The following is a 17,085-nucleotide window of genomic DNA, read 5'->3' as shown; positions in this document are numbered from 1 at the left end:
ATCGATGACCACACCTGACAGCCCGGCGAGCCCGGCCTCCACCCCCGCGCCGAAGGACCACGGCCGCGCCGGCCGGGACCTGCCGGCGGCGATCGGGTCGGCCGTGGTGCTGGTGGGGGCGATCCTGCTCTCGCTGTTCTTCTGGAAGACCGCCTTCATGGCGATCGTCGCGGTGGCCGTCGTCGTCGCGATCTGGGAGCTGCACCGTGGGCTGTCGGCCAAGGACATCGACATCCCCGAGCAGCCGCTCATGCTGGGCGGCGCCGTGATGGTCGTCGTCGCCTACGTCTGGGGAGCCCCGGCGCTGGTCACCGCGACGGCGGTGACCGCGCTGGTCATCATGCTGTGGCTGCTGCGGCGCGGCGTCGAGGGCTACGTCAAGAACGCCACCGCGTCGGTGTTCACGCTGGTCTACGTGCCGTTCCTCGGCTCGTTCGTCGCGCTCCTGCTCGCCGAGGGCAGCCGACTGCCGGGCTTCGGGCTCGACCTGGGTGACGACGGCGTGCGCGGCATCATCACCTTCATCGCCATCACCGTGGCCTCCGACACCGGCGGCTACGTCGCGGGCGTGCTGTTCGGCAAGCACCCGATGGCGCCGGTCATCTCCCCGAAGAAGTCCTGGGAGGGCTTCGCCGGGTCGGCCGTGGCGTGCGTCGCGGTCGGCGTCTGGCTGGTCTCGGCCTTCCTCGACGGCGACTGGTGGGTCGGCGTCCTGCTGGGCCTCATCACGGTCGTCATGGCCACGCTCGGCGACCTGTGCGAGTCGGTCATCAAGCGCGACCTCGGGATCAAGGACATGAGCCAGGTCATCCCCGGCCACGGCGGCCTGATGGACCGGCTCGACTCGCTGCTGGCCACCATCGCCCCGATCTGGCTGGTCCTGCACTACCTGGTCTTCTGACGTGCGCCCGCCCGTGACCGGCGCCCGGGGGCTCCGGTGACCCTCCACCTCGTCCGCCACGGGCGGCCGCTCGTCGTCCCGGGTGTGCCCGCCGCCGAGTGGGACCTCGACCCGGCGGCGTACGACGACGTCTGGGCGCTGCGGGCCTCGGGGCGGCTGCCGGCGCGAGCGGCCTGGTTCAGCTCGGCCGAGCCGAAGGCGCAGCAGACCGCCGAGCTGCTGACCGACGCCGGGTTCGGCGTGCTGCCCGACCTCGGCGAGCACGTCCGGTCGGCGGAGTGGGTCGAGGACCTCGACGGCGCCGTGCGACGCGCCTTCGCCTCGCCGGACGAGCCGGCACTCCCCGGGTGGGAACCCCTGAGCAGCTGCCGCGACCGCGTGGTGCCGGCCGTGCGCCGGGTGCTCGAGGTCCACGGCGACGACGACGTGGTGCTCGTCGGGCACGGCACGGCCTGGACGCTCGTGGTCGCGGACCTCACCGGGGAGGCGCCCGACGTGGACCGGTGGGCGGGGCTCGCCATGCCCGACCTGATCACCGTCGCGACGCCCCCGCGCACCTAGGATGGACCCCATGAGCGCGCCCCAGACCACGGACGTACCTCGTGAGCAGCGCGAGCGCACCTTCGAGTGGTGGCACCACAGCCACCCGACCTTCGCGGCCATCACCGGCTTCTTCGCCGGCATGCTGTTCGTGACCGCACTTCCGGGCGCGTTCGTCGGCGTCCTGCGGCTGCTCTTCAGCTACGAGACGGCCGAGACGCTGTTCCCGCTCGTGGCGGTCGCGCTGGCGCTGCCCATCACGCTGCTGGTCAAGCGCAAGACCCGCCGCTTCGGGCAGTACATGTTCATCGGCATGGTCATCACCGCGCTCGTCGTGCTCGGCGTGGCGTCGCTGGTGCTCTACTTCATGGCCGGCGACTGACGTCACTCGCCGGGCGCTGAATCGCGCCCGCAGCCCCCGGGGTGGGAGGATCTGTGGCGATGTCCACCGAGCAGCCCGACCAGCCCGTCCGCACCCTGCCCCTCGTGATGAACGAGCCGCGGGGCCGCAAGAAGCCGCCGCGCCACCTCGCCGACCTCGACGAGGCCGGTCGCAAGGAGCTGCTGGAGGAGATGGGGCTGCCGGGCTTCCGGGCCAAGCAGCTGTCCACCCACTACTTCGGGCGCCTGGTCGACGATCCGGCCGAGATGACCGACCTGCCGGCCGGTCAGCGCGACGACCTCGTCGGCGCCCTCCTGCCCGACCTGATGACGCCGCTGCGCACGATGGAGGCCGACCGGGGCACCACGCGCAAGACGCTGTGGAAGCTGTTCGACGGGGCCCTCGTCGAGTCGGTGCTCATGCGCTACCCCGACCGCGCCACGGTGTGCGTCTCCAGCCAGGCCGGCTGCGGCATGGCCTGCCCGTTCTGCGCCACCGGCCAGGGCGGCCTCCAGCGCAACATGTCGACCGCCGAGATCGTCGAGCAGGTCGTCGCCGGCGCCCGCGCGATGGCCCGCGGCGAGGTGCCCGGCGGCCCGGGTCGCGTGTCCAACGTCGTGTTCATGGGCATGGGCGAGCCGCTCGCCAACTACAAGGCCGTCATCGGCACCGTGCGGCGCCTCACCGACCCCTCGCCGGCGGGCCTGGGCATGAGCGCGCGCGGCATCACCGTGTCGACGGTCGGCCTCGTGCCGCGGATCCTGCAGCTCTCCGAGGAGGGCATCCCCGTCACCCTCGCGCTGAGCCTGCACGCGCCCGACGACGAGCTGCGCAACGAGCTGGTGCCGATCAACACCCGCTTCTCGGTCGACGAGACCGTCGACGCCGCCTACACCTACTTCGACCGCACCCACCGCCGGGTCTCCATCGAGTACGCCATGATGCGCGGTATCAACGACCAGGCCGAGCGCGCCGACCTGCTCGCCGACGTGCTCAACGCCCGCGGTCACGGCTGGGTCCACGTCAACCTGATCCCGCTGAACCCGACCCCCGGGTCGAAGTGGACCGCCTCCGACCCGGCCGACGAGCGCGAGTTCGTCCGCCGGCTGGAGGCCAAGGGCATCCCGACCACCGTCCGCGACACCCGCGGGCGCGAGATCGACGGAGCCTGCGGCCAGCTCGCCGCCACCGAGTCCTGAGGCCGCGCCGGTGTCCTTCGACGACCACGACTGGTACGCACCGCGGTACCCCGGGCCGCCGATCAACACCGCTGCCATCAGCCCGCGCATCGCGATCGACGACTCGATCGCTCAGACCGACAGGAGAAGTCGCTGTTGGGACGAGTTGTGCGACGGCAACCCCGATCTCGTGGCGTGGACCGGGCGGTTGCGGGCCGCCTGCGGTGACGCGCACGTGACCTGGAAGTTCGTGGAGACCGACGCACCACCGGTGCTCCGCAGCACTCGAGCCGGAAACGTGATCTGCACGTTCAGCGACGACCTCGTGATCGGGCCGCAGGACGATCACACGATGAAGGCCATGCTCATCGAGACGATGGCGGTCTGTGCCCGAGCCTTCGGGGTCGCGCCGCCTCCGTTCGGCGCTGGTCGAGCCAGCTAGCAAGCCGCCTCCGGGCGGACGAGGACGTCGAACGACGTGCCGTCGTGGGTGGCGTCGAAACGACCGACGCGGGAGAAGCCGAGCGACTCCACGACCCGGAGGGCACGGGTGTTGAAGGACGCCACCGTCACGCGGAACGCCGCGGGGGAGAAGCGCTCGCGGCCGTACGCCAGACCCGCGGCGATCGCGGGGCGACCCAGGCCGCGGCCGACGAGGTCGGGTCTCAGGCCGCCGCCGGTGTCGAGCGCGGTGTCGTCGTAGGCCCAGCCGGGGACCCGGCCGTCGTGGCCGAAGGAGCGGAAGCCGACGAGCACGTCGTCCGCGACCAGCGCGTGGAAGCCGGCGGACGGGTCGAGCAGGCCGTCGGGGTCGGCCCCGGTCATGTCGTAGCGGTCGAGGGGCGGGTCGTAGCGCCAGGCGCAGATGTCGACGGCGTGGGCCCGGGTCAGCGGCACGACCTGCAGGGACGTCGGCGACGGGCGGCTCACGGGCCCAACCTAGTGCGCGAGGACGACGACGAGGCGTCGGTGATCGTTCACGTGCCGTCCTCGCGGGACGGGGTGGCCGTTGCCCGCCGCTGCCTAGCGTCGCGGCCATGGACCTGCTCGAGAGGCGGCGTCGCAGCCGCCCGGCACACCTCGTCCGACTCCCCGTCCCTCTCCCCGGTCCGCACCCCGCAGCACTGCGGGTGCTCGTGGTCACCGAGTCCTTCCTGCCCCAGGTCAACGGGGTCACCAACTCGGTGCGCCGGGTGCTGGAGCACCTCGCCGCCGAGGGCCACGTGGCCGAGCTCATCGCGCCGACCGGCCCGGTGACCTACGCCGGCTTCCCGGTGACGCACGCCCGGGGCGCGGCGCTGCCGTTCTACTCCGACTTCCGGGTCGGCCTGGAGAGCCGGCGCCGGCTCCGCGCGGTGATGGAGCGCTTCCGGCCCGACGTGGTGCACCTCGCCTCGCCCGCGGCCCTCGGCCTCCAGGCGGCGCGAGCCGCCCGTTCGCTCGGCATCCCGACGGTGGCGATCTACCAGACCGACCTCGTCGGCTTCGCCGACCGCTACCACCTCCCCGGTGGTGCCCGGGCGATGGAGCGGGCCACCCGGCGCATCCACCTCGGTGTCGATCGCACCCTGGCGCCGTCGACGGCGAGCATCGCCCAGCTCGCGCGCCTCGGCGTCCCCGAGGTGCACCGCTGGCCCCGCGGCGTGGACCAGGTCCTCTTCGACCCGGCCCGGCGTGACGAGGGGCTGAGGAGCCGGCTGGCGCCGTCGGGCGAGGTGCTCGTCGGCTACGTCGGACGCCTGGCCGCCGAGAAGGAGCTCGAGCTGCTCGCCCGCGTGGACCGCCTGCCGGGTGTCCGCCTGGTGATGGTCGGCGGCGGGCCCGAGGAGGCCCGCCTGCGCGCACTGCTGCCGGGGGCCGCGTTCCTCGGGGTGCTCCACGGCGAGGAGCTGGCGGCGGCCCACGCCAGCCTCGACGTGTTCGTGCACACCGGTCGCCACGAGACGTACTGCCAGTCCGCCCAGGAGGCGCTCGCCAGCGGGGTGCCCGTCGTGGCACCGCGGGCCGGCGGTCCGATCGACGTCGTCGACGACCGGGTCGCCGGCTTCCTCTACGAGCCCGGCGACGCCCGCGAGCTGACGGCGCACGTCCAGCGGCTCGCCACCCGGCCCGTGCTGCGACGCCGGATGGGCGTGGCGGCCCGGCGCAGCGTCGAGGGTCGCACCTGGCAGGCGGTCAACGAGCGTCTGGTCGAGCACTACCGCGAGGTGGCCCGCCCGGTGCTCAGCCGCCGCGCCGGCTGAGCGCGACGACGTCGACGGCCTCCTCGACGCTGTCGACGAGGTGGACGTGCGGCTCCATGGCGCGCCCGCGCGCGAGCGCCTTCAGCAGCGGCCACGCGGGCAGCTCCTCGGTCCAGTGGCGCCGCCCCACCAGCACCATCGGCGCGAGCGACGTCTCGTCGGCGTAGTAGTTCTCGCAGGCGTCCTGGAACACCTCCTGCACGGTGCCGCCCGCGCCGGGGAGGAACACGATCCCGGCGTTGCAGATCTCGAGCAGCACCGCCTCGCGCGGGGCGTTGCGGAAGAACTTGGCGATCGCGGTCGCGAAGACGTTGGGCGGCTCGTGCCCGTAGTGCCACGTCGGGATGCCGAGCGAGTCACGCCCGGCCCCGTCGACCTCGGCCACCACCTCGAGCCCGGCGCCGGCCCACGCCCCGACGTCGGGCGTGAACGACGGCACCTCCGCGAGGCGGGCGAGCGCCGCGGTGAGCAGGTCGTGCCGGCCGCCGGGCACGAACGCCCCCAGGTTGGCCGCCTCCATCGCACCCGGGCCACCGCCGGTCGCGACGGTGAACCCGTCAGCGAGCCCGTGCCCCAGCCGCGCCGCGTCGGCGTAGTCCGGCGTCCCGCGCTGGACGGCGTGCCCGCCCATCACGCCCACGAGGGAGCGCCCGGCCACCCAGGTCTCCAGCGCCTCGTCGACGTGGTGGTCGTGCAGGGCCATGGCGAGGGTGTCCTCCGGGCCGTTGCGGCGCCGCGACCAGGCGTACGCGCGGGCGTCGGTGCTGTCGGCGTAGCGCGGGGCGTCGTAGAGCTCACCGGGGGAGTAGAGGGTGGAGCGGTACGGGTCGACCGGGCTGCCGGGGAGGTCGGGCAGCACGACCGCGCCGGCCCTGCGGGCGGCGTCGTCGTCGCCGTCGGCGAACTCGCACCCGAGGAACAGCGACTGGGCCAGGGAGCGCTCCAGCAGCGCCGGCCCCCGCTCGGTGAGGTCGAGCCCGAGGACCCGCCAGCCGGCAAGCGAGCGGGCGCCCGCGGCCAGGCGGCGGTCGAGGTCGGCCAGGGTCGTCACGTCGAGGACGCGACCGCGCGAGTGCTTCACGCCGACAACCTAGGGGCCCACCCCCCACGGCGACGCGAACCGGTGCCCGATCGTCCGCATCCGGTCCTACCGTGGCCCCATGACCCTGACCGTCGACGGGCACCGGGTGGTGCCGCTGACACCCCAGACCTGGGACCTGTTCGCCGGCATGGCGTCGCACTCCGGCCTGTTCGGAGGGTGCTGGTGCGTGCACTTCCACTGCCTGCCCGACCCGCCGGAGCGCGCCGCGGTGGGCAACCCGGCGTTCAAGCGGATGCTCGTCGAGGACGGCGTGGCCCATGCCGCGCTGGTGCTCGACGGCGACGAGGCGGTCGCCTGGGCGGAGTACGGCACGGTCGCCGAGCTCCCCAACATCCAGCACCGCAAGCAGTGGGAGGCCGAGACCGCCGTGCCCCCTGACTACCGGATCACCTGCGTGCAGGTGCGCAAGGACCACCGCCGCCGCGGCCTGGCCGAGGTCGCCGTGCGCGGCGCGGTCGCCCTCGTCGCCGAGGCCGGCGGGGGTCGCGTCGAGTCCTACCCGCACGACCTCCCGCCGGGGAAGAAGATGTCGTCCTCGTTCCTCTACAACGCCACCCGCACGATGTACGAGCGGGTCGGCTTCACCTACGTCCGCCCCAAGGGCCAGGGCAACTGCGTGATGGAGCTGCAGGTGGACCCGGCCTGACCGCCTCGACCGGACCTGACGGCGCGGATCAGAAGGCGTGGGCCATCAGCTCGCCGAACAGGTCCTGCTCGTCGACGTCGAGACCCCGGCTGCGGAACCACCCGCACATGTTCGTGCAGTCGCGCAGCAGGAAGTCCATGCCCTGCGGGTTGCCGACGAGGTCGACGACCTGGGGCAGGTCGATCACCACGAGCCGGTCACCGGCCGCGAGGGTGTTGTAGGGCGACAGGTCTCCGTGCACCAGCCCGGCCTGCACGAGGGTGGCCAGCGCGTCGCGGAGCTGGTCGTAGTAGCCCTCGACCACCCCCGGACCGGGCCGGACCTGGGCGAGCCGCGGCGCGGTCTCCCCGTCGTGGGTGATCCACTCCATCATGATCTCCGTGTCGTCGATCTGCACGGGGTAGGGGACCGGGAGCCCGAGCTCCCAGCACCGGCGCAGGGCGTTCCACTCCGAGATCGCCCACTCGCCCGCGGCGACCTGCTTGCCCCACGTGGACTTGCGCTTGACCGCACGCTCGTCGCGCGAGCGCTTCATCGAGCGGCCCTCGGTGTAGGAGGCGGCGCGGTGGAAGGTGCGGTGGTCGGTGGTGCGGTAGCGCTTGGCCGCCATCACGACGGCCGAGCCGGCGCGGTGCGGGTCCGCGCGCTCGACCAGGAAGACGTCGGCCTCCTTGCCGGTCTTGAGGACGCCGAGCTCGGTGTCGATGGCGCCGCTGGAGGTCACGATCCAGTCGGGGCGCGGCTCGGGACCCCTCATCAGGGCCTCGAGGTCCTCCCAGCGCGACCAGCGCTGGTGCTCGCCGAGCTCGTCGGCGTAGGTGTCGTAGGTGAAGACGAACGACTCGTCGATCCCCTCCAGGGGCGAGCGGTCGTCAGGCCGGAGGAAGTCCTCCGGGACGGTGCGGTCGTACGGGGGCTGCGGCAACGTGGGTGCTCCGGGTGTGAGAGAGGTGGTCGGCGGGCAGGCCGAGGACAGCGATGGACATGTCACGGCTCCTCTCGTACGGGGCACCGGCGCGCGCGGGCGCGACGGACGGGTGTGCGGACATCGTGGGATGGCGGGGCGGGGCGGCGCAACCGATTTGCACGATCCGCGACGGAGGTCGGCCGGTCCCCACGACGTCGGGTGGACGCGCTACGTTCGTCCGGTGACCTTGAAGCGACGTGTGACCCGTGCCCTCGGAGCGTTGACCGCCTCCGCCCTCCTGATCCCGGCAGCAGCCCCGGCCCAGGCCGGCGTGCCGGTCGACGGGGCGTCCGGCGTGGGTGACGCGTACTGGCCGCTGGACGGCAACGGCGGCATCGACGTCACGGCCTACCGAATCGACAACCGCTACGACCTCGCCAAGAAGCGCCTGGCGGGCAGCACCACCGTCGAGCTCACCGCCACCGAGGACCTCCACAGCTTCTCGCTCGACTTCCTGCTGCGCGTCTCGCGGGTCCAGGTCGACGGTGCCGACGCGTCGTACACCAAGACCGACGGCGGTCACGAGCTGCGGATCACGCCCGCGACCCCGCTGGTCGCCGGCACCAGTCACGACGTCGAGGTGACCTACGCCGACAAGCCGTCGCGCTACTCCTACGCCGGTGAGTCCAACTGGTTGGCGAGCAGCAGCGAGGTCGTGGCGATGAACGAGCCGCACATGGCGCCGTGGTGGTTCCCGGCCAACGACCACCCCTCCGACAAGGCGATCGTCGACGTCCGCACGACCGTGCCCCACGGCCGCGAGGTGATCTCCAACGGCGAGCTGAAGGGCCGCGACGTCGGCAAGCGCACCACCACGTGGCACTGGCGCGCCGATGAGCCGATGGCCCCCTACCTCGCCTTCTTCGCCGCCGGCGACTTCGCCGTCGCCAAGGGCAAGCACGACGGGCTGCCGTGGCTGGTGGCGGTCTCCCAGGCGCTGCCCGGCGCCGACCAGCGCGCGAGCATGCGGCTGATGAGGAAGACGCCGCGGGTGATCAGTGGCCTGGAGAAGGACCTCGGGGCGTACCCGTTCTCCGTCGTCGGCGGCCTCACCACCTCCCTCGACGTCGGCTTCGCGCTGGAGAACCAGACCCGGCCGACCTACCCCGCCGTGGGTGGCAACGCCACGAGCCTGATCGTGCACGAGCTCGCGCACCAGTGGTTCGGCGACGACATCGCCGTGCAGAGCTGGCGCGACATCTGGCTCAACGAGGGCTTCGCGACCTTCATGGAGTGGCGCTGGACCGAGCAGCACGACGGCCGCTCCGCCGCGGCGACGCTCAAGGACTACTACGCCAGCATGGACGCCGACTCCTCGTTCTGGAAGGTGCAGGTGGCCGACCCGGGCGCCGACAAGGTCTTCGACTCCGCCGTCTACGGCCGCGGCTCGATGGCGCTCCAGGCCCTGCGCAACCGCGTCGGTGACGCGACGTTCTGGAAGATCATCCGCACCTGGATCCGCGAGCAGCGCGGCGGCAACGGCTCCAACGAGGAGTTCGAGGCCACCGCCACGCGCGTCAGCGGCGTCGACCTCTCCGGCTTCTTCACCGCGTGGCTGCACACCCCGTCCAAGCCGGCGCGCACGGCCGACAACGGGCTGGCCTGAGCGGACGATGGCTGACGTCCCCGCCGGAGTCTCCTGGTTCCGCACGCCCTCGGACGGCGACCCGGGCACGCTCAACGCCTGCTACCAGGCGCTCGACCTGCACGTGATCCGCGGCCGGGCCGACGAGGTCGCCCTCGACCTCGCCGGCCGGCCGCTCACCTTCGCGTGGCTGCTCGCGGAGGTCGGGGCGTGCGCAGGCGTGCTGCGTGCCTTCGGCGTGGGGATCGGCGCCCCGGTGCTCGTCGGCGCCCTGCCGGCCGAGGCCGCGCTCGTCGTGGCGCTGGCGGTGGCCCGCGTCGGAGGCGTGGCGACCTACGACGAGGACGCGGACGCCCGCGTCGCGGTGCTGCAGCGCGACGGCGAGGCCGTGGTCCGCGCCGACGCCGAGGACCTGCCCTGGGACGTGGCGATGCGAGCGGGCCGCACCGACCCGGCCGGCTGCGCCGACGTGCCCGGCGACGCGGTGCTCGCGCGCCGCGGCGCCGACGCCCTCACCGTCCTCGAGGCGGTCGGCGCGCACGACCTCGCCGCACCCGCGGGGCTCCACGTCGTCGAGATCGGCGACGCACGGTTCTGGACGTCCGCCCCGGCTGCGTGACCCTGGTGGTCAGCGACGACCGCGCGGAGGCGTGCGGCGCACGAGTCCTCCGATGAGCAGTGCCCCCAGCCCGTAGCGCACCGCTGTCCCGATGTGCTCCGCGCTGGCGCCTGCCCACCCCGGCGGACCGAACGCAGTGACCATCGCCAGGAGGGCGAGGTAGAGCACCAGCCCGGCCGTGACGGTGGCGGCGAGGAGCATGCGGCCGGACGAGCCGCTTCGCCACGGCGTGTGACCCCGCGGCACCTGCCGGCCGAACCAGGCGGTCATAAGCACCAGGGCGCCGACGAGGGCCGCGCCCGTCGTGGCTCGCGCCGACCAGGCGACCACGTCGTCGACCTGCACCCGCAGCACCACCAGGGCGAGCAGGGTCGGCCACGCCAGGCTCGTCGCGAAGCGCACGACGAGCGCGTCGAGGTTGTGGTGGATCACTTCGTCCTGCGGTGCGACCTGGGCTGCCGTGCGCAGGTGACGGGCGGCGCGCCCGAGACGTACCCCGTGGTTGAGGTCGATCGCGGCGAGGTTGTTGTGCAGGTGGGCGTCGTCCGGGTCGATCCGCAGTCCCTCCCGCACCACCTTGCGGCCTTCGCGTGCCCTGCCGCAGGCTGCGAGCGTGAGGCCGAGCAGCCCGTAGGTGCCGGGGACGGAAGGAGCCAGCGCGTTCGCTCGCTCGGCGGCGTCGCGGGCCTCCTTCTCCCACGGGGAGCCGAGCTCGAACAGGGCCCAGCCCAGGGCGTGGTGCGTGGCCCAGTCGTGAGGTGCGAGCCGGACGGCGACCAGGGCCGCGCGCACCGCGTCGTCGCTGGGACCGTCGCCGAGGAGAGCCCCGACCAGGGCGAGGTGCGCCTCCGCCAGCTCCGGTGCCAGTGCCACTGCGGCCTGCGCCGCGCCGATGGCCTCGGCGTGGCGCTTCTGCTTGCTGTACGCCCGGGACAGCACGAGGTGGGCGGCCGGGTTCGCCGGGTCGGACCCGACCGCGGCGCGTGCCTCGGCCTCTGCCTCCGCGGGGCGGCCGATCTCGAGCAGCGTGCGAGCTCGTGCGACGAGTGCGTCGGGTTCCATGTGCGTCCGGGTCAGCGCTGCTTGCGCAGCCACTTCGCCAGGTCGTCGTACTCGCCGGACGCGTTGGCGTAGAGAGCGACGTTGCGCGCAGTCTCCATCCAGGGGCCGATCGAGGGGCGGATCTCACCGAGGGCTCGGTCGAAGTCGGTCATGCCGATCATCCGGACCTGGCCGGTGTCCACGGAGTCCAGGAGCGCGTACTCCGACGCCGACTCGCAGAGGTGGGCGAGGTCGGCGCCACTGAACCCCTCGGTCGACTTCGCGAGCCTGCGGGTGTCGATCCGTTCGACGGGTCGGTCATGCAGGTGGGTGCGCAGGATTGCCTCGCGCGCCTCGCGGTCCGGCGGCAGCACCAGAACGGTCCGGTCGAGACGTCCGGGACGCCGCAGCGCGGGGTCGACGTCCCACGGGTGGTTGGTCGCGGCCAGCACGAAGACGCCCTCGTTGTCCGACCCCACGCCGTCGAGCTCGGTCAACAGCTGGTTGACCGTCGTGCGTGCCCCCGAGTTGCGGTTGAGCGAGCGCCTGCCCCCGATCGCGTCCAGCTCGTCGAGGAACAGCACGCACGGCGCGGAGCTGCGGGCGACCTCGAACAGCTCCTTGACGTTGCGCTCGCTCTGGCCGATGTACATGTCGAGCACGTCGGCGAGCGAGACGTGGAGGAACGCCGCTCCCAGCTCGCCGGCGACGGCCTTGGCGAGGAACGTCTTGCCACAGCCGGGCGGGCCGTAGAGCAACAGCCCGCCGCGGAGCGACTTGCCGTACAGAGCGCGGAGCTCGGGATTGCGGAGCGGAGCGAGGAAGCTTGCCTCGAGCCGCTTCTTCACGTCGGTGAGGCCGCCGACGTCGGCGAGGCGGACCCCGGCAGACCTGACGTCGTATGCGGGCCCAGGGTCCTCGGTCGAGCCGTCGACGAACATCGGGCCGACGGCACCGTCGAGCTCCGACTCCGCGGCGTGCCAGTCGAAGCCGCCGCGCCCGGTGGTGCCGTCATCTCCGGGATCCTCGGACGGGGGCGTGGCGGCGGGAGCTGCCGGCGCAGCGGCGGTCTCGGACGGGGCAGGACCGCTCATCGCCCGGGCCATCAGGGCGAGCGCCTCGGGTGAGCCGGGCTCGGTGGCCAGCACCGTGGCGACGTGGGACACGGCCTCGGGCTCGCGGCCCGCGTCGACGAGCAGACCGGCGAGGTGGAGCCGGAGGATGAGGTCGTCGGGTGTCGCGCGCACGGCGGCGGCGAGGCTGTCGATCAGGCGGTCGTCCACGGCGACACCCTAGGTGCCGCTCATCGGCCCCGCACGAGGTTGACCGCGGCGTAGCCGATCCAGGCAAGGACGGCGAGACCGCCGAGGACGCGGAGGGCGGCGGCGAGCGCGAGCCCCGCCGCAACCGCCACCGGACGTGGCGCAAGGGCCATCACGAGCACGGTCGGAATGACGAGACCGAGCAGACCCATCAGGTACCGACCCGACCAGCGGGCCCGCCGCCACAGCCCTCGCCCCCACCGGGCGACACGGCGAGGCAGCTCGGACCGCACGCGCTGCAGCAGCGCGCCTACCGCGCCGACGTATGCGATCCCGGCGAAGGCACGAGACCACCACGGTGCCCCCGTCGCCAGAAGTGCGCCGAGCACGACGGCGACCACCGCCAGTGACCACAGCACCCGTCGCAGGAGCACGAGGAGGACCACGTCGAGGTTGTCGCGCACGCGACGCTCCTGGGGATCGGCTCCCACCGCCGTGCGCAACAGCGTGGCCGCCCGGCGCAGCCGCCCGCGGTCGAGCTCGGTCGCGGCGAGGTTGTTCTGGGCGAGCGTGTGCTGGGGGTCGATCGCGAGCGCGTTGTGGAAGGCGTGCTGAGCGGCGTCGCGGTCGCCGAGCTGGTCGAGGCAGATCCCGACGAGGTTGTGCGCGTCGGCGCTGTGCGGGGCCAGCTCGACCGCGCGCAGCGCTGCGCCGTACGCCTCCCGCGTCCGGGGTCGGCGCTGGGCGAGTAGGGCGCGGGCGTGCTGGTAGTGCGAGGTGAAGTCGTGGGGCTCGAGCCGTACGCCCCGCTCGGCCGCCGCGACCGCACCGGCCCCGTTGCGCCGGTCGACCAGCACGTCGATCAGCACGTGGTGGGACCGTGCCAGCTCCGGGTCGACGGCGAGCGCGCTGCGGACCGCCTGCTCGGCCTCCTCGAGCCGACCCTGGCGCTGCAGCGCGCACCCGAGCCCGAGGAGCGCGGCCACCGACTCCGGGTCGCGGGCGAGCACGTCGCGGAACGCCGCCGCCTCCACGTGGCGCCGCAGGTCCATCAACGACTCCGCGTGGGCCAGCGGCCGCTGCTCTGGGGCTCCGCTCACTGTCGCTCCGGGTCGAAGGCACGGATGAAGAGGCCGACGACCAGGCCGAGGAGACCGAGTCCCGCGATCGCGGTCAGCATCTGCACGGCGGCGAGACCGACGCTGGCGGCGAGATCCGGAGGAGCGAAGGTGAGGCAGAGCACCAGGGCCAGCAGGACCGCGACCATGACGACGTCGGTGCGCATGGACGTGTCCGCTCCCCTGACCAGCCGGTGGAGGCCGAGGGACCCGCGGGGGTACTGACGCCGTACGCGCTGCGTGCGGAGGCCAAGCAGGACGAGCGACCCCAGTCCGATGCCGACACGCCATCCGTGCGTGGACTCGGAGCGACCCAGGACACCGAGGACGAGGGCCACCGACATCAGGTACAGCAGCCAGCGGTTGACGACGGATCCCGCCGCGGCGTCCAGCGCCTCCTGCATCCTCCCGTCCTGCGGATCGAGGGCAGCAGCCGTGCGAAGGACCCCCACGCCCTCGGCGAGTCGGCCGCGGACGAGGGCTCCCATGGCAATGTTGCGCTGCGCCTCGACATGGGTGGGGTCCAGAGCAAGGGCCCGGCGGAAGGCGTCGTCTGCATCCGCTCGCCGACCGAGCCGGTCGAGGCACACACCCCGGACATTGACCGCGTCGGCGTCGTGGGGATCGAGCTCGACGCCACGGTCGGCGTCCGCCAGCGCCTGTTCCGCATCCGCACCGGGCATGGCGAGCAGCACGCAGGCGACCTGCGTCCGGGCGGGCGCCCAGTGCGGTGCCAGTTCGGCGCACGTGCGCGCGGAGCGGAGCGCGCCGTCCAGATGTCCGGTCTCCGTCGACGCGGCGCTGTGGAGGAAGTGGGCCATGGCCGCGCTGGGCGCGAGCATCACCGACTGTGCGGCAGCGTGCTCGGCCTCGGTGAAGCGGCGCTGCAGGATGAGGACCTGCGACAGCCCCAGCATCGCGTCGACGAGACCGGGGTCGTGCGCAAGCAGGCTGCGGTAGCGCTGCTCTGCCTCCTCGAGGCGACCCAGCTCCACGAGCGCCTCGGCCCGCGCGAGGTCCTGCCCGTCGTCGTCCACGGCGCCATCCTGACAAACTGGCGCGGTGACTGTCCGCGACATCGTCGTCCTCGGCTCGACCGGCTCCATCGGCACCCAGGCGCTCGACCTGGTCCGTGCCCACCCCGACCGCTTCCGGGTGGTCGGCCTCACCGCGGGCGGTGGCAACCGGGACCTCTTCGAGGCGCAGGTCGCCGAGTTCGCCCCTGCCTTCTCGGGGCTGGGGGAGGAGGCCTCGACCGAGGCCGCCGGTCGCGCGTGCGACGTCGTGCTCAACGGCATCACCGGGGCCGTCGGGCTGCGCCCGACCCTCGCCGCCCTCGACGCCGGGACCACGCTCGCGCTGGCCAACAAGGAGTCGCTGATCATCGGCGGTCCGCTGGTCAAGGAGCGTGCCCGGCCCGGCCAGATCGTCCCGGTCGACTCCGAGCACAGCGCGATCGCGCAGAGCCTGCGCGCCGGGTCGGCGGGCGAGGTGCGGCGCCTGGTCCTCACCGCCTCCGGCGGACCGTTCCGCGGGCGCAGCGCCGCCGAGCTCGCCGACGTCACGCCCGCGCAGGCGCTGGCCCACCCCAACTTCGCGATGGGCCGGGTGATCACCACCAACTCCGCGACCCTGGTCAACAAGGGCCTCGAGGTGATCGAGGCCCACCTGCTCTTCGACGTGCCGTTCGACCGGATCGACGTCGTGGTCCACCCGCAGCAGCTGATCCACTCGATGGTCGAGTTCACCGACGGTGCCGTGGTGGCCCAGCTCGGCCTGCCGACCATGCTGGTGCCGATCTCGCTGGGCCTGGGCTGGCCCGACCGGGTGCCCGACGCCGAGACGCCCATCGACTGGACCCAGGCGGCCGACTGGCGCTTCGAGCCGCTCGACGACGAGGTGTTCCCGGCCGTCGTGCTGGCGCGAAGCGCGGGCGAGCAGGGCGGGACGGCGCCCGCGGTCTACAACGCGGCCAACGAGGTCGCGGTCGACGCCTTCCACGACGGCCGGATCCGGTTCCCGCAGATCGTCTCCACGGTTGCCCGGGTCCTCGACGCCCACGACGTACCATCGAGGGAGCACTTCACCGTGGACGACGTCCTCGCCGCCGACGCCTGGGCGCGCGCCGAGGCCTCGGCCCTGATCTCCTGACAAGGACCAGCCTCATGACAGCCCTGCTCTACGCCCTGGGAGTGGTCACCTTCGTCGTGGCGATCCTGCTCTCGATCGGGCTGCACGAGTTCGGCCACCTGATCCCGGCGAAGAAGTTCGGCTGCAAGGTCCCGCAGTGGTTCATCGGCTTCGGGCCCACCGTGTGGAGCAAGCAGATCGGCGAGACCGAGTACGGCGTCAAGGCCATCCCGCTCGGCGGCTACGTCAAGATCGTCGGGATGCTGCCGCCGGGCGCCGAGGGGCTCGTCGAGGAGACGACGTACGACGAGGACGGCGAGGCGGTGCACAAGGTGCGCCGCTCCAACACCGGGATGTTCACCCAGCTCATCTCCGACGCGCGCGCGGCGGAGTGGGAGTACGTCAAGCAGCACGAGACCGACCGCCTGTTCTACCGCCTGGCGTGGTGGAAGAAGGTCGTGGTCATGGCCGGCGGCCCGCTGGTCAACATCGCGATCGCCTTCGGCCTCTTCGTGGTGCTCTTCGCCACCTACGGCAACCCGCGCGACGAGGTCGTCGAGCCCACCGTCGCCGCCGTGCCCGAGTGCGTGATCCCCGTGGCCGAGCAGCGGACTACCTGCACTGCCGACGACCCGGTGAGCCCGGCGAAGAAGGCCGGCATCGAGCCCGGCGACGAGATCGTCAGCTTCAACGGCACCCCCTACACGACGTGGCAGGCACTGCAGTCGCAGATCCGCGCCAACGCCGACGGCGACGCCGTCATCGAGGTGCGCCGCGACGGCCGGCTGCTGAGCCTGGAGACCAACACGACGGTGGCCCTGCGCCGGACGTCGCTGGAGGACGAGACCCTGACGAAGGTCGGCTTCCTCGGGGTCCAGCCCGCGTCCCACCTCGCCACGGGCGGCCCGCTCTACACCGCCGAGCAGATGGGCACGATGACCGTCGAGACCCTGCAGGCGCTGGTGCACCTGCCGGTGAAGGTCTACGACGTCGGCCGGGCGATCGTCGGCCTGCAGGAGCGCGACCCCGAGGGCCCGGTCTCGATCGTGGGCGGCGGCCGCTTCGCCGGCGAGGCCGCGGCCAGCCAGGACTTCCCGATCACCGACAAGCTGGTCACGCTGCTGTTCCTGGTGGCGAGCTTCAACTTCTTCATCGGCATGTTCAACTTCGTGCCGCTGCTGCCGCTCGACGGCGGCCACATCGCCGGCGCCCTCTACGAGGGCCTCAAGCGCGGGTTCGCCCGGCTGCGCGGGCGTCCCGACCCCGGGCACGTCGACGTCGCCAAGCTGCTGCCGGTGGCCTACGTCGTGGGGCTCGCCATGCTCGTCATGGGGGTCGTGCTGATCGTGGCCGACCTCGTCGTGCCGCTGC

General features: G+C 72.9%; 18 protein-coding genes. 11 read left to right on the top strand and 7 right to left on the bottom strand.

Annotation, left to right across the window (positions count from 1 at the left end; translation table 11 throughout):
* Positions 1 to 4 precede the first annotated feature (4 nt).
* Genes ACFFJG_RS03020 through ACFFJG_RS03000 form a run of 5 tightly spaced genes read left to right on the top strand, consistent with a single transcriptional unit; the run spans position 5 to position 3,443 of the window.
* Complete coding sequence (locus tag ACFFJG_RS03020; RefSeq protein ID WP_378517133.1) at positions 5 to 901, top strand: phosphatidate cytidylyltransferase; 897 nt, start codon at positions 5 to 7, stop codon at positions 899 to 901.
* 36 nt (positions 902 to 937) lie between these two features.
* Entirely contained in the window at positions 938 to 1,462 is a 525-nt protein-coding gene (locus ACFFJG_RS03015; RefSeq protein ID WP_378517132.1) for a histidine phosphatase family protein, read from the top strand.
* 10 nt (positions 1,463 to 1,472) lie between these two features.
* Positions 1,473 to 1,823 (top strand): hypothetical protein, encoded by a 351-nt coding sequence (locus tag ACFFJG_RS03010; RefSeq protein ID WP_378517131.1) that lies wholly within the window; start codon positions 1,473 to 1,475, stop codon positions 1,821 to 1,823.
* A gap of 59 nt (positions 1,824 to 1,882) precedes the next feature.
* Positions 1,883 to 3,022: a dual-specificity RNA methyltransferase RlmN gene (gene rlmN / locus ACFFJG_RS03005; protein WP_378517130.1), complete on the top strand. Its 1,140-nt coding sequence runs from the start codon at positions 1,883 to 1,885 to the stop codon at positions 3,020 to 3,022.
* A 10-nt stretch (positions 3,023 to 3,032) separates the two neighbouring features.
* Positions 3,033 to 3,443: a type 2 periplasmic-binding domain-containing protein gene (locus ACFFJG_RS03000; protein ID WP_378517129.1), complete on the top strand. Its 411-nt coding sequence runs from the start codon at positions 3,033 to 3,035 to the stop codon at positions 3,441 to 3,443.
* Here ACFFJG_RS03000 and ACFFJG_RS02995 read toward each other — a convergent pair.
* The gene (locus ACFFJG_RS02995; RefSeq protein ID WP_378517128.1) at positions 3,440 to 3,931 is read right to left on the bottom strand and encodes a GNAT family N-acetyltransferase; all 492 of its coding nucleotides are present in this window, start codon (positions 3,929 to 3,931) and stop codon (positions 3,440 to 3,442) included. The two genes, ACFFJG_RS03000 and ACFFJG_RS02995, sit on opposite strands and share 4 nt — an antisense overlap.
* Positions 3,932 to 4,038: 107 nt before the next feature.
* On the opposite strand from ACFFJG_RS02995, the gene ACFFJG_RS02990 reads away from it, so the two are divergent.
* Positions 4,039 to 5,244 carry a glycosyltransferase family 4 protein gene (locus tag ACFFJG_RS02990; protein WP_378517127.1) on the top strand — a complete coding sequence of 402 codons (1,206 nt, stop codon included), beginning with the start codon at positions 4,039 to 4,041 and terminating at the stop codon, positions 5,242 to 5,244.
* Here the strand turns inward: ACFFJG_RS02990 and ACFFJG_RS02985 are convergent.
* Positions 5,225 to 6,325 carry an LOG family protein gene (locus tag ACFFJG_RS02985; RefSeq protein WP_378517126.1) on the bottom strand — a complete coding sequence of 367 codons (1,101 nt, stop codon included), beginning with the start codon at positions 6,323 to 6,325 and terminating at the stop codon, positions 5,225 to 5,227. The genes ACFFJG_RS02990 and ACFFJG_RS02985 overlap by 20 nt on opposite strands.
* A gap of 79 nt (positions 6,326 to 6,404) precedes the next feature.
* Here ACFFJG_RS02985 and ACFFJG_RS02980 point away from each other — a divergent pair, with 79 nt between their 5' ends.
* Positions 6,405 to 6,992 carry a GNAT family N-acetyltransferase gene (locus ACFFJG_RS02980; RefSeq protein WP_378517125.1) on the top strand — a complete coding sequence of 196 codons (588 nt, stop codon included), beginning with the start codon at positions 6,405 to 6,407 and terminating at the stop codon, positions 6,990 to 6,992.
* Between the two features lie 28 nt (positions 6,993 to 7,020).
* On the opposite strand, the gene ACFFJG_RS02975 is transcribed toward ACFFJG_RS02980, so the two are convergent.
* Positions 7,021 to 7,917: a serine protein kinase RIO gene (locus tag ACFFJG_RS02975; protein ID WP_378517124.1), complete on the bottom strand. Its 897-nt coding sequence runs from the start codon at positions 7,915 to 7,917 to the stop codon at positions 7,021 to 7,023.
* Between the two features lie 223 nt (positions 7,918 to 8,140).
* Between ACFFJG_RS02975 and ACFFJG_RS02970 the strand changes: the two genes are divergently transcribed.
* Both ACFFJG_RS02970 and ACFFJG_RS02965 read left to right on the top strand, forming a co-directional pair.
* Positions 8,141 to 9,565: a M1 family metallopeptidase gene (locus tag ACFFJG_RS02970; RefSeq protein ID WP_378517123.1), complete on the top strand. Its 1,425-nt coding sequence runs from the start codon at positions 8,141 to 8,143 to the stop codon at positions 9,563 to 9,565.
* A gap of 7 nt (positions 9,566 to 9,572) precedes the next feature.
* Complete coding sequence (locus tag ACFFJG_RS02965; protein ID WP_378517122.1) at positions 9,573 to 10,163, top strand: hypothetical protein; 591 nt, start codon at positions 9,573 to 9,575, stop codon at positions 10,161 to 10,163.
* Positions 10,164 to 10,172: 9 nt separating this feature from the next.
* Here the strand turns inward: ACFFJG_RS02965 and ACFFJG_RS02960 are convergent, their stop codons facing one another.
* Genes ACFFJG_RS02960 through ACFFJG_RS02945 form a run of 4 tightly spaced genes read right to left on the bottom strand, consistent with a single transcriptional unit; the run spans position 10,173 to position 14,621 of the window.
* Positions 10,173 to 11,225 carry a tetratricopeptide repeat protein gene (locus tag ACFFJG_RS02960; RefSeq protein ID WP_378517121.1) on the bottom strand — a complete coding sequence of 351 codons (1,053 nt, stop codon included), beginning with the start codon at positions 11,223 to 11,225 and terminating at the stop codon, positions 10,173 to 10,175.
* An 11-nt stretch (positions 11,226 to 11,236) separates the two neighbouring features.
* Positions 11,237 to 12,487, bottom strand: a complete 1,251-nt coding sequence (locus tag ACFFJG_RS02955; protein WP_378517120.1) for an AAA family ATPase — start codon at positions 12,485 to 12,487, stop codon at positions 11,237 to 11,239.
* 20 nt (positions 12,488 to 12,507) lie between these two features.
* The gene (locus ACFFJG_RS02950; protein ID WP_378517119.1) at positions 12,508 to 13,566 is read right to left on the bottom strand and encodes a tetratricopeptide repeat protein; all 1,059 of its coding nucleotides are present in this window, start codon (positions 13,564 to 13,566) and stop codon (positions 12,508 to 12,510) included.
* Positions 13,563 to 14,621 (bottom strand): tetratricopeptide repeat protein, encoded by a 1,059-nt coding sequence (locus ACFFJG_RS02945; protein ID WP_378517118.1) that lies wholly within the window; start codon positions 14,619 to 14,621, stop codon positions 13,563 to 13,565. Before ACFFJG_RS02945 ends, ACFFJG_RS02950 begins: the two co-directional genes overlap by 4 nt.
* A 25-nt stretch (positions 14,622 to 14,646) precedes the next feature.
* Between ACFFJG_RS02945 and dxr the strand changes: the two genes are divergently transcribed.
* A complete protein-coding gene (dxr, locus tag ACFFJG_RS02940) occupies positions 14,647 to 15,735 on the top strand; it encodes a 1-deoxy-D-xylulose-5-phosphate reductoisomerase (protein ID WP_378517117.1) in 1,089 nt (362 codons plus the stop codon).
* 14 nt (positions 15,736 to 15,749) lie between these two features.
* The coding region (locus ACFFJG_RS02935) for a M50 family metallopeptidase (protein WP_378517116.1) at positions 15,750 to 17,085 on the top strand (1,336 nt) is incomplete at its 3' end.

Origin of the sequence: Nocardioides zeicaulis (assembly GCF_042432345.1) — a bacterium.
Classification (GTDB): domain Bacteria; phylum Actinomycetota; class Actinomycetes; order Propionibacteriales; family Nocardioidaceae; genus Nocardioides; species Nocardioides zeicaulis.
This window is presented reverse-complemented; position numbering and strand designations above follow the sequence as displayed.

What these genes read in the sequence shown, in the direction of transcription:
- ACFFJG_RS02990 (WP_378517127.1), top strand. Translation starts at nt 4,039, where the DNA reads ATGGACCTGCTCGAGAGGCGGCGTCGCAGCCGCCCGGCACACCTCGTC.
- ACFFJG_RS03010 (WP_378517131.1), top strand. Translation starts at nt 1,473, where the DNA reads ATGAGCGCGCCCCAGACCACGGACGTACCTCGTGAGCAGCGCGAGCGC.
- ACFFJG_RS02980 (WP_378517125.1), top strand. Translation starts at nt 6,405, where the DNA reads ATGACCCTGACCGTCGACGGGCACCGGGTGGTGCCGCTGACACCCCAG.
- ACFFJG_RS02960 (WP_378517121.1), bottom strand. Translation starts at nt 11,225, where the DNA reads ATGGAACCCGACGCACTCGTCGCACGAGCTCGCACGCTGCTCGAGATC.
- ACFFJG_RS03020 (WP_378517133.1), top strand. Translation starts at nt 5, where the DNA reads ATGACCACACCTGACAGCCCGGCGAGCCCGGCCTCCACCCCCGCGCCG.
- rlmN (WP_378517130.1), top strand. Translation starts at nt 1,883, where the DNA reads ATGTCCACCGAGCAGCCCGACCAGCCCGTCCGCACCCTGCCCCTCGTG.
- ACFFJG_RS02965 (WP_378517122.1), top strand. Translation starts at nt 9,573, where the DNA reads ATGGCTGACGTCCCCGCCGGAGTCTCCTGGTTCCGCACGCCCTCGGAC.